This window comes from Brevibacterium sp. CS2, assembly GCF_005280295.1.
In the GTDB taxonomy this organism is placed as follows: domain Bacteria; phylum Actinomycetota; class Actinomycetes; order Actinomycetales; family Brevibacteriaceae; genus Brevibacterium; species Brevibacterium pityocampae.
Genome location: NZ_CP040020.1, coordinates 299,524 through 313,588, shown reverse-complemented (window position 1 = coordinate 313,588; position 14,065 = coordinate 299,524). Strand labels below are relative to the sequence as shown.

Here is a 14,065-nt window from a genome sequence, read left to right as displayed (position 1 = left end):
CGACGGGGCGCAGGCCGACGGGGGCAGTGGCGGGCGCGGGTGAATGTGAAGGACTCTCCGTGCACCCGCCAGAGCCTTCTTACCCTTGCTACCTTTCGGTCCTGGGGGGTTCGCAGGATGACGCCACACGGAGAGCCGCCACCCAGTGTAGTGCAGAGCCCGGGGGACGAGAAATCACCCGGGCTCTGCCGCCACCGTGCTGTCACCGCGCCCGAGGTGCGCCCGCCGGGATGCCCGCGGATCGCCTCGGGCGCGGTCGGCTGCCGATCAGCTCAGCGCTGCGGCGATCGCCCGGTTGAACGCATCGAGGTCACCGGGGTTGCGCGAGGTGATGAGGTTGCCGTCGACGACGACCTCGGAGTCCTCCCATTCGGCGCCGGCGTTGACGAGGTCGGTGCGGATGGAGATGTATGAGGTGAGCTTCCGTCCGCGCGCCAGGTCCGCCTGGGCGAGGATCCACGGGGCGTGGCAGATCGCGGCGACCGGCTTGCCCGCGGCGAAGAATGCCTTGACGAGGGCGACCGCATCCTCGTCGAGGCGCAGGGAGTCGGCGTTGAGCGTCCCGCCGGGGAGCACGAGCATGTCGTAGTCCTCCGCCCTGGCCTGGGCGACGGGGACGTCGACGTCGAAGGTATCGGCGTGCTCCCAGTCGCCCTCCATCGCCTGCAGGGTGCCCTCTGCGGGCGAGACGATGACGGTGGTGGCGCCGGCGCCGTCGAGCGCGGCGCGCGGGCTGGTGAGCTCGCCCTGCTCGACGCCGCGGGTGAGGAGGAATGCGACCTTCTTCTCGGACACTGCCATGGTGATGCTCCTTCGTGGTCGGGTGCGCGTTCGGTGGGAACGCGGGTGCGCCCGGAGCGCGGGGCGTCCGGGACTGCGTGTACACAAAGGGAACGGGACGACGGGGGAGGTGTATTCCGTGGCGCCCGATGCTCGGCTGATTCGCCTATTCACGCCGCGTTCGGGTAACGTTCTCTGCGGAGGATTCGCCTAGCGGCCTATGGCGCACGCCTGGAACGCGTGTTGGGTTAACGCCCTCAGGGGTTCAAATCCCCTATCCTCCGCCGCCGAGAGGCTCTCTGATCTGCGATCAGAGGGCCTCTCGCCCATTCGCCGCAGCGGGGCTGTTCGCTATTGCCGGGCACTCCACATGCTTGCAGAGCACGTGCAGGCCGTCCTTGCCCTCCGGGCGACTGGTCAGGGAGCTGAGCCCGTACACACATTTCGAGCATTAATCCTCGCGCGCGGAGATGTCCGGAACTGTGGGCTGGTGGGCCGTGGCGACATGGCCGCCGTGCCGAGCGCCTGCGAGCGTGGTGTGCGAGGCAGACATGGTGCGGAGAGGAGCCCGGTGACGATGCGGATCGATCTGGTGGAGGAGGCCGCGGCCCGGGGGATCCCCTCGGCCGGACGCGTCGAGCTGTGGGAGGAGCATCGCCCGCGTGTGGAGCGCGCGATCGAGGCGCTGCGCGGTGCGCGGCTGCCGGACGCGGCCGAGGTGCTGCCGGCGGTGATCGACGGGCTCCCGCTCCATGACGTCGACCGACCGCTGCCGGCCGGGCGGCGCCGCCCCGACGATCCCGATGAGCTGCATGCGTTCACCGCGGTCGTCGACGACGTTCCCGAGGGCGTGCCGACGGTCGGTCTCAAGGACATGATCGCGGTCGCCGGCCACGCCTCGAGCGCGGGGCTGCGCCGGCCACCGGTGCCGGTGGCGGAACGGGACGCGTGGGTGGTGGAGCGCCTGCGCGACGCCGGTGTCGGGATCAGGGGGATGCTGGATCTCGATGCCCTGGCCTATGGGCCCACCGGGATGTCGAGTGCGCTCGGCCCGGCGATCAATCCGCTCGATCCTGCTGTGATCCCCGGGGGCTCGAGCTCCGGATCGGGAGTCGCCGTCGCGGCCGGGCTCGTCGACTTCTCCCTCGGCACCGACGCCGGCGGGTCGAACCGGATCCCCGCCGCCCTCACCGGCGTGGTGGGTCTCAAGCCCACCCGCGGGCGCATCCCCGGTGCCGGCGTCATGCCCCTGGCACCCTCGCTCGATCATCTGGGACCCCTGGCTCGCACGGTGGCCGACGTCGCCGCAGTGCTCTCGGTGATCGATCCGCGCGGCGCGGCCGGCCGGGGCCCGGCGGTCGACGACGGCGCTGTGATCGTCATCGGGATGCCGAGCGCGTACTTCCTCGACGAGCTGGAGCCGGCGGTCCGCACGGCCTTCGATGCGGTCCTGCTCCGGCTCGAGGAGGACGAACGGATCCGGCTCGTCGAGGTCGCGCTGACGGCAGGCGGCGCTGCGGGGGTCGCGCAGAGCCTGGTGATGGGGGCCGAGGCCCTCGCGTCGAACCTCGCCACCCTGCGGACAGACGCGGATGTGCTGCCCGAAGCGGTCCGACTGCGGCTCGAGACCGGCCTGCTCGTCCCGGCCGAGGCCCATGCGCTCGCACTCGACGTCGGTGCGCGGTGGGGCTCTGCGGTCGAGGCGGCCTTCGCCGAGTGCCATGTCATGCTCACCCCGACACTCCCGGTCCTGTCCCCGCAGATCGGGCAGGTCGACGCCGCACTGACGACGACCCGGATGCCGATCCCGGCCGCGCTCACCCGCATGGTCGCGCCGTTCAATCTCTCCGGCCACCCCGCGCTCAGCCTGCCCGCTGCGCAGTCGCCGGGACCGGTGCCGCTCGGGGTGCAGCTCATCGGACCGCGGGACTGCGACTCCCGGCTGCTCGCCGTCGCCGAGGTCGTCGAGTCAATCGTGGGTCCGTGCTCCGGTGTGCGACCCCGACCCCGGTGATGTCGGTGGACCCGGTGGACCCGGTGATCCCAGTGATGCCGAGCGCGCTCCGCGGCGCGGTATGGACTTCTGTTCGATCTGATCAGCCCGGAGAGTGCATGACCAGACGATTGACGTAGGATCGTCCCAGCGGGTAGCGCGCGGTGCGCCGCCCCTGGAACGCGAGCACGAGGACACCCCATGGTCAGAACCTTCCACCCACGCGCAGTGATCCTCGTGATCACCCTCATCCTCGGGCTGCTCGGCAGCGGCCTGATCCTCATGACCGGCGCGCCGGCACGAGCCGCCGACTGCGTGCCGACCGGCGCCCAACTGGCGAACAGCGTCGACGACATCAACTTCGTCGACGAGAACGGCGTCGTCATCGACGCCCCGTCCTACCGTGAGAACGACGTCGCGAACCTGCGCCTCGACTACTCGCTCAAGCAGGCCGCGCAGGGCGGCGACTGGTTCACCTACCAGCTGCCCGCCGATGCGCTCGGGGCGCAGGCCGTGCCGACCTTCGACATCATCGACCCCGGCACCGGTGCGATCGTCGGATGCGCCGAGGTGTCCAGCGGCGGGCTCGTCACCGCCGTCTTCAACGATCAGGTCGAGGGCAAGCAGGACTTCTCCGGCACACTGCGGTTCCGGGCCCGGATCATCGTCGACCACCTGGAGGGGCAGACCGAGTACCCCATCGAGTTCGAAGACCTCAAGACGATCACCATCGAGCTCGGGCCGGGTCTCGCCCCGCCGCCGGCGGATCTGTTCCGCAAGGACGGCTGGCTGACCCTGCCCGTCGACCACCAGTACTTCAACCCGCAGCGCGCGCTGAGCTGGCGGATCATCACCCCGAAGTACGACACCGACCTCAACAATGTCGTCATCGTCGACGAATCGACCGATGAGAAGTGGAGCTTCAACTGCGCCTACATCGAGGCCAACCTCCTCACCGAGCGCAGCACCCGGATCGCACCGGAGGGGTCGATCGACCGCAGCACGATCTCAATGAGCTGCGATCCGGAGCGGCTCGAGATCCGCATCGATCGCCTCCCCGCGGGCACGACGGTGACCTTCGACCCGATCATCGGAACGATCCCGAATCTCGTCAACGGCGATTACACGAACACCGCGACCCTGTCGGCCGACGAGGTCGATGAGTGGTCGACGAACACCCAGGTCGTGACGGTGTCCGGCAGCGGCGACGGATCCGGCACCGCCTCGCCCAGCCCGACCCCGACCCCGACGCCTTCGGAGACCGCTTCGCCGACGCCCTCGGAGAGCGCATCACCGACCCCGTCCGAATCGGCATCGCCTACCCCGACCCCCTCGGAGACCGCATCGCCCACCCCGTCGCCGACGCCCCCGGAGACCGCGTCGCCCACCCCGTCGCCGACTCCCTCGGAGACGGCATCGCCCACCCCGACTCCCTCGGAATCCGCGACCCCGACCCCGTCCGAGTCCGCTTCGCCCACACCTTCGGAGACGGAGACCGCGACCCCGTCCCCGTCGGAGACCGCGACGCCGACGCCGACGGGCACGGGCTCCGCTTCCCCGGAGCCCTCGACGACCGCGCCGGAGGAGGCTCCGGCACCCGGTGGCGGTGACGAGCCGAACCGCCCCGCACCGGGTGAGGAGCCCGGGAACCCGGCTCCGGGAACGAACCCGGGTGGCGACGACCGGCTCCCGCGCACGGGCGCCGGAGAGACGACTGCGGCACTCGCCGCAGGTGCGGTCCTGCTCCTCGCCGGCGGTGCGCTGCTGCTCCTCGCCCGTCGCCGGGCCGAGTGATCCGTCCCCGCGGGGACGGGCGGACGGCCCCGGCGGCCGTCCGCTCACCCTCGCGGGGTGCGCTCCTGCACCGGTGGTGTAACGAGATCGGAACAGTGTCGTGACTCCTACCCGGCGCCCGGTGGCGTTACGATGAGCCTGGCATTCCCTGAAATACCGCCGCAGACCAGCGGTGGACCACCATCCAAGGAGGTCGTCTTGAGCGATCAGTACAATCCCCAGCAGGCGGACAACTCGTCCTACTCGGACAACTCGTCCTACTCCAACCAGTACTCGCAGCCGGCCGGAACGGCGGGCGCGGGCCAGTAGGATCCGGGACAGACCCTCGGCATCGTCGCCCTCATCGCCTCGCTGTCGACCTTCATCGGCTTCGCCATCATCGGCCCGATCGTCGGCATCATCTGCGGCAAGATGGCCCGCACCAAGTCGCGTGAGGCCGGCCTGGCCGACAACACGCTCGGCAAGTGGGGCTTCATCCTCGGCATCATCTTCCTGATCCTCGGTGTCATCGGCATCATCCTTGCCATCATCATCGCCGTCGTCGCGGCGGGAAGCGCCTCGGTCAACACGTACTGACCCGCGCTCTCCCGGCCGGGCCCCGAGTCCCGGCCGCACCGCGCCGGAACGCGGCACCGCTCAACGGGCCGGACGACCACCAGGTCGTCCGGCCCGTTCGCCATTCACCGCAGTCCGACTACGCTGGATCCCGTGGCGCGGCCGGCGCCGCGCACGCGTGAGGGAGGACAGTCGTGAGCGAGATCATCGTCGTCGGCGCCGGTGCCGCCGGCCTGCGCGCCGCAGCGCACCTCGCCCGGGCCGGGCACGAGGTGAGCGTGCTCGAGGCCGCCGAGCGCGTGGGCGGCCGGATCGGCGGGCGCACGGTCGGCCCCTTCCGGCCCGATCACGGCTTCCAGCTCGTCAATCCCGCCTATCCGGCGCTCCGCGAGGCGCTCGACGTCGACGCCCTCGACCTCACCGCCTTCCCCGCCGGGGTGTCGGTGCGCACCGCGAAGTCCCGCGTCGTCCTCGCCGACCCCTCCCGGGAACCGCAGCTCGCCTTCCGCACCCTGCGCTCCGGGCTGCTCTCCCCGCGCGAGATCCCGCGGCTCACCGCCCTGCTCGGCCGCGCACCGGCCATCGACATCCCGTTCGCGGACTGGCTCGACGAGCACCGCATCACCGGCCCGCTGCGCAGTGCCGTCATCGAGCCCTTCGCCTCCGGCCTCGTCGCCCAGGATGCGCGGACCTCGAGCGCCCAGTACCTGCTGTGGCAGCTCAAGCTCCTCGCCTCGGCCACACCCATGCTCCCGGCCGGCGGCATGCAGGCTCTCGCGCAGGCGCTCGCCGCCGTCGCGCACCGGGCCGGCGCCGTGATCGAGACCGGCGTCCGCGTCACCGGGGTGCGGCGCACGGGCAGCGGCGTGGGCCTCGAGACGAGCGCGGGCCCGCGCGAGGCGGCGGCGGTCGTCGTCGCCGCCGGGCTCACCACCGACCTCGGCCTGGCGCTGCCGCCGGTGCGGACCCGCGGGATGACCACGTGGTGGTTCGCCGCGGACGAGCCGCCGCAGAGGCAGCGGCTGCTCGGCATCGACGGCCGGCACCCGCGCGGACCGGTGACCACCCTGGCCGAGGTCACCGCCCCCGTGCCCGAGGCCGCACCGCGCGGCCGCCATCTGCTCGCCGCGAACGTGCCGCTGGGGGAGACCGGACCCGGCGGCGAGGCCGAGCACCGGGAGCCCACCGAGGGCGAGGTGCGCGCCGCCGCAGCCGACCTCTCCGGGGTGGACGCCGCCCGCTGGGAGGTCGTCGCGGTCGACCGCATCGCCCATGCCCTGCCCGCCTCCGGGGTCGGGGTGCTCGACCGGCGCGAACCCGCGCTCGACGGGCCGATCGTCGTCGCCGGGGACCGGTACCGGACGAGCTCGCACAACGGAGCGCTCGAATCGGGCGCCGCCGCGGCCCACTCGGTGATGTACCTGCTCGGCTCCCGCTGAGGTCGGCGGCTCAGGCCATCGTCGTCGCGGCGACCGTGGCCGCCATCTCGGTCACCGCTGCGGTGTGCTCCTCGGTGACCTCCCCGGTGAAGACGACCGGTGCGCACACCTTCTCCCAGCCGTAGCCGGTGGTGATCGACTCCATCGCGCGCTCCGCGCCGGTGGTGTCGTAGCCGCCGTGGATCCAGTAGGAGAACGGGCGGCCGGCGGTCTGCTCCCGGGTCGCGGAGTACGTCGTGTCGAAGAAGTGCTTGAGCGCCCCGGAGATGTAGCCGAAGTTCGCAGTGGTGCCGAGCACGAACGCATCGGCGGCGAGCACGTCCTCGACGGTCGCCTCGAGCGCGGCCTTCTCGACGAGCTCCACCCCCTCGAGCTCCGGCATGGTCAGCCCGGCGCGCGCGGCCTCGGCGAGCGCGGCGGTGGCATCGGACGGCGAGTGATGGACGAGGAGAACGGTGCTCATGCAGTCACTCTACGCATCGAGCGCGCCGCGGTCGATGGTCCCGGCGGCCTCCGTCCGGACGCCGCCGGCCTCCGGACGGACGCCGCCGGCCTCCGGACGGACGCCGCCGGTGACCTGAAGGGTGCCGGCGGGCGCCTCGGCTCCATGTCCGGGCCCGTGGTGGAGTGATGTCCGGTCACCTGGGGGAGTGCGCTTGCCGAACGCGCTCAGTACCCCACCCAGGCGCCGCGCTGCTGATCGATCACCCGCGGGTGGAGCAGGGAGGACGGCTCCACCGCGCCGACGGAGTCGCGGTCGCGGTCCGGCGGGAACACGAGGGAGGCGCGGGCCACCTCGGGGGTGAGGAAGCGCAGGTCGTCCGGCGCATCGACGGGCACCTCGACCTCCGGCGCCTCGCCGGTCGCGGCGAGGAAGTAACCCCAGTCGCCGAAGCTCGGGACATCGACGTGATAGGGGGTGGTGGCGAATCCGGCCTGCGCGATGCTCTCCCCGATGCCCCAGTACGCCTCGGGCGCGAAGAACGGGGACCCGGCCTGCACGACGAGCCGCGCCCCGGGGTTCATCGCGCGTTCGACGAGGCCGTAGAACTCGATGGTGTAGAGCTTCGAGGTCGACACGTCGTCCGGGTCGGGGAGGTCGGCGATGACGACGTCGTAGGCCCGGTCGTTCTCCTCCCGCAGCCACGTGAAGGCGTCGGCGGGCACGTAGTCGACCCGGCGGTCGGCGAACGACTCCCCGTTGAACTCGGTGAACGCCTCGTCCGTCCGGGCGAGCTCGACGACGGCGGGGTCGAGGTCGACGAGCGTGACCTCCTCGACGTCGGGGTACCTGAGCACCTCCCGGAGCGCCATGCCGTCGCCGCCGCCGAGCACGAGCACCCGGGTGCGCGGGCCGTCGAGCACCGGGTGCACGAGCGACTCGTGATAGCGGTGCTCGTCGTTCGAGGCGAACTGCAGGTCGCCGTTGAGGAACAGCCGGGTGTCGCCGGTGCGCGGATGGCGGGTGACGACGATGTCCTGGTAGGCGCTGCGCTCGGCGGTGACGATCGGATCCCGGTAGATCTTCTGCCGCGAGGTCACCTCGATCGCATCCGTGTAGACCCAGGCGGCGGTGAGCACCCCGACGATGAGGACGAGGAGCAGGGTCAGCCCGGTGCGCACGCGGCGGGAGAGCTCGTGCCGGAACAGCCACACGACGATGAGGATGCCGGTGACGGCGTTGACGATCCCGACGGCGAGCACGCCGCGGGGCAGCCCGAGCAGCGGCAGCAGGAGGAACGGGAAGGCGAGGCCGCCGATGAGCCCGCCCACGTAGTCCACCGCGAAGAGGTCGGCGACCGCGGCCGAGGCGCGCTGGGCGCGGATGCGCTGGATGAGCTCCATGAGGAGCGGGATCTCCGCCCCGATGAGGACGCCGATGACGAAGGCGATGACGATCATCGCCGCGGTGTAGAGGTCGAGGTAGGCGAACGCGAGGTAGAGGGAGAGGACGGACAGGCCGCCGATGATCCCGAGCGCGGCCTCGATGAGGGCGAACGACACCGCGGCGAGATGGGTCAGCCGCTTGGTGAGGATCGATCCGACGCCCATCGCGAAGACCATGACCGACAGCACGATCGAGGCCTGCACGATGGTGTCGCCGAGCAGGAACGAGCCGAGCGCCACGAGTGCGAGCTCGTAGACCATGCCGCACGAGGCGCACAGGAAGACGGCGAAGAGGACGAGGAATCGCGCCGGCCCGGGGCGCACCGGCAGGCGCATGGACTCCGGGTCGGCGGCGGTGCTCACGGAGGTCGCGGGTCAGCCGATCACAGGAGGGCGGAGGCCATGATGAGGGCGATGCCGAAGTGCGCCGAGGCGTTGACCCACACCGCGGGGTGGATGGTCTCGGAGTGGACGATCTCGCCCAGCCGGCCCGGGGTCAGGGCGTCGACGATGAGGAAGCTCGCCGCCATGATGATGATCCCGATGACGCCGTAGACGATCGTCGAGACGAGACCCCAGACGAGGTCGCCGGCGCTCGCACGGATCGCGACCGCGACGATGATCGCCACGCCGAGCAGGTTCGAGGCGACGAGGATCGAGGCGTTGCGGGACTTCTCCGTCCACAGCAGCTCGTGGAGCTTGCCCGGGGTGATGAGGTCGACGACGCCGTAGCCGACGAGCATGAGGAGGAGGCCGGCCACCGCGTACGCCAGGACGACTCCGGATTCGATGAGGAGGGGGACGATCATGAGGGGCCTTTCGGACGGTGGATGTCAGCTGAGGTGGTCGTCGGGTGCCGGGTGCGCGGCAGAGGTCGCTGCGGATATGTGCTCACCGATTCCGGCGGGTGCGGGAGCGCCGGTCATTTGCCGGTGCCCGAGCCGCCGCCGCGGTAGCCGGAGCCGCCGCCGTAGTTCGAGTCGGAGCCGGAGGAGCCGCCGCCGAAGATGAACGGGAAGAACCAGAATCCGCCGCCTCCGCCGGAGCGGGAGGAGGAGTCGCACCCGACGTAGGTGTAGTTCTCGCCCTGCTTGTCGTAGTCGCCGCGGTTCGGGGCGCTGACGTACTCACCGTCGACGAGGTCGTAGTCGCCGCACTGCGCCGAACCCGACGTCGCCGAGCTCGAGCACGAGCCGATGAGCGAGAGCAGGAGAAAGAGGACGACGAGCAGGCCGATGATGCAGCCGCAGCCCTTGCCGCCGCGCTTGGCCGACTCGTTCTCGCCCGGTGTCCATGCCTGGTGGCCGCCGCCGGAGCCGCCGCGGCGGTTCTCCGCATCGAAGTCGAAGCCCCGGCCGCTCATCGTCACCCGGGGGCGGCCGGGTCCGGACTGCCGTGGGCCCGACTGGCCACGGTCGGACTGTCCTGGGCCGGGCCGGCCGGAACCGGGGAGCGGGATGCGGTCGCCGGGCCCGGACTGCGGGTTCGGGGGCGGGAAGCTCATATCGAGACCTCGCTCGGTCGAGCCGGGCACGGGTGGGCGCCGGCGGTCGGTCGGAAGGCGTGCTCGAGGCCGGTGAGGGCGGTGCGGGTGTGCACGATCTCACCGTGCTGCGGGTAGCAGTGCCAGGTCTGCCAGGACAGCGCATCGCCCACCCGCTGCGTGCCGTCGGCTCCGGCCTCGGCCCCGGCTCCTGCCTCGGTCCCGGCGGCCGCGGAGGGACCCAGTGCGAGGGCGGTGACGGCGCCGGGGTGCCCGGGGAAGTCGACGACGGCGTGGTGCGCGGCCCGCTGTGCCCCCGCGACGATGTCGTCCACCGCCGCGAGGAACCGATCGGTCCCCACATGGTCGACACGGGAGCGGAAGTCATGGACCCCGGTCCCGGCGATCCCAGCGGTGAGGCGGCTCTCCGGCAGCGTCGGGTCCGCGGTGGGGAGGCAGGCGAGCGTCTCGATGAGCTCGGCACCGCCGCCGGTGACGATCACCTGGTGGGAGCAGCCGAGCACGGCGAGCTCGACCCGCAGGGCGTGGCCGGAGCGCGCGGTGAGGCGGGCGACGGTGCTGTGGACGGACGGGAGCCGTCCCTGGGCGAGGGAGAAGGTGAGGTCGGCCGCCGCGGTGTCGGCGAAGGGGACGTCGAGGCTGTGCATCTCAGCTGCCCGGGTAGATCGTGAAGGAGCCGGGGGTCACGGGTCGTCCGGTGCTGACCTCCCAGCGGCCGTGGTCGAACCGCTCGAAGGAGAGGTGGGTGCCGTCGCCGGCCTCGTAGTCGACGTAGTCGAGCGCGCCCTGCGGCCGCAGCCCGGTGGTGCCCTCGGAGCGGTAGGTCGCGGTGCCGTGCTCGACGAGCGTGTACGAGGTGCCCTCGAGGTCGATCTGCTCGGAGCGCGGCTCGATGTCGAGGTCCGGGCGGTCCTTCCAGATCGAGAGCTGGAGGTCGGGGTCCTCCTCCACGGTGAGCCACTGCCGCTGGGCGCTGCCGTCGGCCTGGAAGAAGTGCTCCGCCCAGGTGTAGCCGCCCTCCGCGATCCGCAGGGTGCCGCGCACGAAGTGCTTCTCCGAGCCGAACTCAAGGATGTCGCCGGCGTGGATCTTCAGCGGGTCCCCGCCGGTGTCCTGCCCGGGCGCGAACGGGTCGTGGGCGCGCGGGCCGGCATCGACGTGCACCGGGCGATCGGAGGCGCGCATCCGCTTGACGACGAGGATGATCACCAGCACGATCCCGATGGCGATGACGGCGGTGACAAGGGTGGAGAGGAAGTCTCCCATGACGGCTCCGGTCGGGTTCGGGGGCGGCTGACCGAACCAAGACTACCGTGCGGTGCGGACACACGAGCGGGGTCGGTGTTGCGGTCCTGGAACGCGTGCGGGCAACCGCAGAGGCCGTAGGCTGGTCCGGGGTCCCCGAGCGCGGGATCCGGCGGCGCCGAGCGCCGCACCACGATGTGCGAGGAGGGTGCAGTGGGAGTCGTCCGGGACCCGCTGCGCGGGCGTGTGCGCCCCGAACCGGAGCACACGGACGGGCAGATCGTCGCCGCCATGTCGCCGATCCCGCCCGCACGCTGGGCGGTTCTCACCGGTGCCGGGATCAGCACCGACTCCGGCATCCCCGACTACCGCGGGCCCGGTTCCCCGGCGCGCACCCCGATGACCGTGCAGACCTTCCTCTCCCACCCCGCGCAGCGCGCGCGGTACTGGGCGCGCGGGTGGATCGGCTGGAAGCGGATGACCGCGGTCCATCCGAACGCCGGGCACCGGGCACTGGCCCGGATCGCACCGCTGGGCATCATCACGCAGAACGTCGACGGCCTCCACCAGGCGGCCGGGTCGGAACCGGTCATCGATCTCCACGGGCGCCTCGACCGAGTGGTGTGCCTCGACTGCGGGCTCACCCTCGGCCGCGACCGCGTGCAGGAGGAGCTCGACGCGCTCAACCCCGACTTCCTCGCCGAGCTCGCGGTGTCCCCGGAGACGCTCGAGACCGCGCCAGACGGCGACGTCGAGCTCGAGCACACGGCGGGCTTCCGGGTCTACGACTGCCCGCGCTGCGGCGGCCTCCTCAAGCCCGATGTCGTGTACTTCGGCGAATCGGTGCCCCGGCCCCGGGTCGACGCGGCCTTCGCCCTCGTCGAGGAGGCCGCGGGCCTGGCGGTGCTCGGCACCTCGCTCGCGGTGCACTCCGGGCTGCGGTTCGTGCGCGCGGCCGTCAAGGCCGGGATGCCGGTCGTCGTCGTCACCGACGGCCCCACGCGCGCCGACGAGCTCCCGGTGCTGCGCTCGGTCAGCCGCGTCGCGGACTTCCTCGCGGCCTGGGAGGGCGCGCTGGAGGGCGCAGGCTGATCGCAAGCCCGCAGCCCGCAGCCCGCAAGCCCGCCGCGTCGACAGGCGCCCACGGGCAGGGCAGACTGGACGGATGACGAACTTCGCCCGCTCCGAGCGCCGCTCCCTCGCCGCCCTGCTCCGCACCATCGGCCCCGATGCCCCGACCCTGTGCGAGGGGTGGACGACCCGGGACCTCGCCGTGCACATCGTGATCCGCGACCGTCGGCCGGACGCCCTCGTCGGCAATGCGTTCCCCGCGCTCGCAGGGAAGTCGCAGCTCCTGGAGGAGCGGGCCGCCGGCGCCGAGGCGGAACTCACCGCACTGCCCTGGGAACAGCTCGTCGGCCGTGTGGCCGAGGGTGCTCCGGTCTGGAACCCGGCGAGCTGGGGTCCGGTGGACCGGCTCATGAATACTGCGGAGTTCCTCGTCCACCACGAGGACGTCCGCCGCGCCCAGCCCGGTTGGGAGCCGCGCGACCTGCCCTGGGAGCTCCACTCCCGCTGCTTCGCGCTCGTCAAGGCGATGATCCTGCCGGCGAGCCTCAAGTCCGGCACCCACCTCGTGGTGGAGGCGCCCGGGTTCGGGATGACCTCGGCCGGACGCACCGGCGCGGCCTCGACCACGCTGCGCGGCACGCCGGTGGAGCTCCTGCTGTGGCTGTTCGGCCGCGACGAGCATGCGCGGGTCGAGGTCAGCGAGTCCGCGGCGGACTGAGCCCGCGCCTCGGCTCCGCGACGGCACGGGACACGCCCGGACGCGGATCCTGCCGGATGCGGGCACGCCGGGCGGGGGTCCTCATCGGATGTGGGGGCCTGTCGGATTCGGGGACCGCCGGAACCGGTGGCGGCGCTCAGTAGCCCGGACCGCGGTCGGTGTCCTCGTGCGGCTCCTCGGGACCCTGCGGGGACCCGTCGGGGGTGTCGTCCGTGGTGTCGTCGTCGACGAAGTGGGGCGTCGTCTCCTCCGCCCGGTCACCGGGAAGGTGCGAGCCGATGTAGGAGTCCGGCCGGTTCATCACCCGGAAGATGAGGTAGCCCCCGCCGAACAGCGCCACTGCGAAGAACGCGATGACGATGAGGACGACCAGGATCTGGGGCTCATCCATTCCCGCTGCTCTCCAGCCGTTTGCGTTCGAAGTAGCCCGCGTGGCGGGCGGTGAAGGCGCCCATGCCCATCGAGCCGTGCACGCGGACGAGGGGCTTGCCCGGCTGCGGGTCGGCGGCGACCTTCGAGCGCACGGTGCCCCAGCTGGAGCTCAGGCGATCGATGTTGACGCCCCAGTCCTCGGGTACGACGACCACGGCGTTGCCCATGCCGCCGGAGACCTCGACGTCGATCTCGGGCAGGTCGGTGGTCGCCTCGAGGAAATTCACCTCTGCGGTCGCCCCGACGGCTTCGAGCCGGATGAAGGGCGGGGGAGTCCAGCGGCCCTTGCGCTTGGCGTTGTCCCAGGAGGCGCGCAGGACGAGCGGGTCGAAGGGGTGGTGACCGGGGGCGTCGGAAGGCCCGGGTGCGGCCCGCGGCGGACGCTGGGTCGGGCGGATCCGATCCGAGGGCGGAGGCACCGGCAGGTCGGCGACGATCGCGTCGAGGTCGACGTAGAACTTCGCGGCCGCGGTGAGCTCGATCCGCTCGGTGAGCTCCTCGGTGGTGAGGCGGCCTTCGCCCGCGGCCTCCCGCAGCACCTCGATGACCTCGTCGCGCTCGGCGTGGCCGATCCGCATGGTCCGGGCCGGGTCGGCCGGCGTGTTCTCGGGAGGTTCGGGGGAGCGGGCGGGGGGTGTCGTCATGGG

16 protein-coding genes, 1 tRNA gene and 1 other RNA gene are annotated in these 14,065 nt (G+C 72.0%); 8 read left to right on the top strand and 10 right to left on the bottom strand.

The window, feature by feature from the left end:
* Positions 1-45 precede the first annotated feature (45 nt).
* Positions 46-140: signal recognition particle sRNA small type (ffs, locus tag FDF13_RS01425), an RNA gene on the bottom strand.
* A 127-nt stretch (positions 141-267) separates the two neighbouring features.
* On the bottom strand, positions 268-801 hold the full coding sequence (locus FDF13_RS01420; protein ID WP_137318133.1) for a type 1 glutamine amidotransferase domain-containing protein: 534 nt from the start codon (positions 799-801) through the stop codon (positions 268-270).
* Positions 802-979: 178 nt separating this feature from the next.
* Here FDF13_RS01420 and FDF13_RS01415 point away from each other — a divergent pair.
* From FDF13_RS01415 to FDF13_RS01400, 5 genes are all read left to right on the top strand, one after another.
* A tRNA-Ser gene (locus FDF13_RS01415) sits at positions 980-1,064 on the top strand.
* A 293-nt stretch (positions 1,065-1,357) separates the two neighbouring features.
* Positions 1,358-2,794 carry an amidase gene (locus tag FDF13_RS01410; RefSeq protein WP_137318132.1) on the top strand — a complete coding sequence of 479 codons (1,437 nt, stop codon included), beginning with the start codon at positions 1,358-1,360 and terminating at the stop codon, positions 2,792-2,794.
* 180 nt (positions 2,795-2,974) lie between these two features.
* Positions 2,975-4,567: an Ig-like domain-containing protein gene (locus FDF13_RS01405; protein WP_137318131.1), complete on the top strand. Its 1,593-nt coding sequence runs from the start codon at positions 2,975-2,977 to the stop codon at positions 4,565-4,567.
* 411 nt (positions 4,568-4,978) lie between these two features.
* The gene (locus FDF13_RS14585) at positions 4,979-5,143 is read left to right on the top strand and encodes a hypothetical protein (RefSeq protein ID WP_175406798.1); all 165 of its coding nucleotides are present in this window, start codon (positions 4,979-4,981) and stop codon (positions 5,141-5,143) included.
* A 173-nt stretch (positions 5,144-5,316) separates the two neighbouring features.
* The gene (locus tag FDF13_RS01400) at positions 5,317-6,561 is read left to right on the top strand and encodes an FAD-dependent oxidoreductase (RefSeq protein WP_137318130.1); all 1,245 of its coding nucleotides are present in this window, start codon (positions 5,317-5,319) and stop codon (positions 6,559-6,561) included.
* A gap of 10 nt (positions 6,562-6,571) precedes the next feature.
* On the opposite strand, the gene FDF13_RS01395 is transcribed toward FDF13_RS01400, so the two are convergent.
* A complete protein-coding gene (locus FDF13_RS01395) occupies positions 6,572-7,024 on the bottom strand; it encodes a flavodoxin family protein (protein WP_137318129.1) in 453 nt (150 codons plus the stop codon).
* Here FDF13_RS01395 and FDF13_RS01390 point away from each other — a divergent pair.
* Complete coding sequence (locus tag FDF13_RS01390) at positions 7,001-7,192, top strand: hypothetical protein (RefSeq protein WP_137318128.1); 192 nt, start codon at positions 7,001-7,003, stop codon at positions 7,190-7,192. The genes FDF13_RS01395 and FDF13_RS01390 overlap by 24 nt on opposite strands.
* 38 nt (positions 7,193-7,230) lie before the next feature.
* On the opposite strand, the gene FDF13_RS01385 is transcribed toward FDF13_RS01390, so the two are convergent.
* The 5 genes from FDF13_RS01385 to FDF13_RS01365 all read right to left on the bottom strand — a co-directional run bounded on the left by FDF13_RS01385 (position 7,231) and on the right by FDF13_RS01365 (position 11,218).
* Positions 7,231-8,811 (bottom strand): polyamine aminopropyltransferase, encoded by a 1,581-nt coding sequence (locus FDF13_RS01385; protein ID WP_254668854.1) that lies wholly within the window; start codon positions 8,809-8,811, stop codon positions 7,231-7,233.
* Positions 8,812-8,831: 20 nt separating this feature from the next.
* A complete protein-coding gene (locus tag FDF13_RS01380; RefSeq protein ID WP_217494877.1) occupies positions 8,832-9,257 on the bottom strand; it encodes a DUF350 domain-containing protein in 426 nt (141 codons plus the stop codon).
* Positions 9,258-9,370: 113 nt separating this feature from the next.
* The gene (locus FDF13_RS14925) at positions 9,371-9,952 is read right to left on the bottom strand and encodes a hypothetical protein (protein WP_217494876.1); all 582 of its coding nucleotides are present in this window, start codon (positions 9,950-9,952) and stop codon (positions 9,371-9,373) included.
* Positions 9,949-10,599: a DUF2617 family protein gene (locus FDF13_RS01370; protein WP_137318127.1), complete on the bottom strand. Its 651-nt coding sequence runs from the start codon at positions 10,597-10,599 to the stop codon at positions 9,949-9,951. Before FDF13_RS01370 ends, FDF13_RS14925 begins: the two co-directional genes overlap by 4 nt.
* A gap of 1 nt (position 10,600) precedes the next feature.
* A complete protein-coding gene (locus tag FDF13_RS01365) occupies positions 10,601-11,218 on the bottom strand; it encodes a DUF4178 domain-containing protein (protein ID WP_137318126.1) in 618 nt (205 codons plus the stop codon).
* A 192-nt stretch (positions 11,219-11,410) separates the two neighbouring features.
* Here FDF13_RS01365 and FDF13_RS01360 point away from each other — a divergent pair, with 192 nt between their 5' ends.
* Entirely contained in the window at positions 11,411-12,289 is an 879-nt protein-coding gene (locus tag FDF13_RS01360) for a Sir2 family NAD-dependent protein deacetylase (RefSeq protein WP_254668853.1), read from the top strand.
* A 73-nt stretch (positions 12,290-12,362) separates the two neighbouring features.
* The gene (locus tag FDF13_RS01355) at positions 12,363-12,986 is read left to right on the top strand and encodes a TIGR03085 family metal-binding protein (RefSeq protein WP_137318124.1); all 624 of its coding nucleotides are present in this window, start codon (positions 12,363-12,365) and stop codon (positions 12,984-12,986) included.
* A gap of 136 nt (positions 12,987-13,122) precedes the next feature.
* On the opposite strand, the gene FDF13_RS01350 is transcribed toward FDF13_RS01355, so the two are convergent.
* Complete coding sequence (locus tag FDF13_RS01350; RefSeq protein WP_137318123.1) at positions 13,123-13,377, bottom strand: hypothetical protein; 255 nt, start codon at positions 13,375-13,377, stop codon at positions 13,123-13,125.
* Entirely contained in the window at positions 13,370-14,062 is a 693-nt protein-coding gene (locus tag FDF13_RS01345) for a DUF1707 domain-containing protein (protein WP_137318122.1), read from the bottom strand. The genes FDF13_RS01350 and FDF13_RS01345 overlap by 8 nt, the downstream gene beginning before the upstream one ends.
* Between the last annotated feature and the right edge of the window lie 3 nt (positions 14,063-14,065).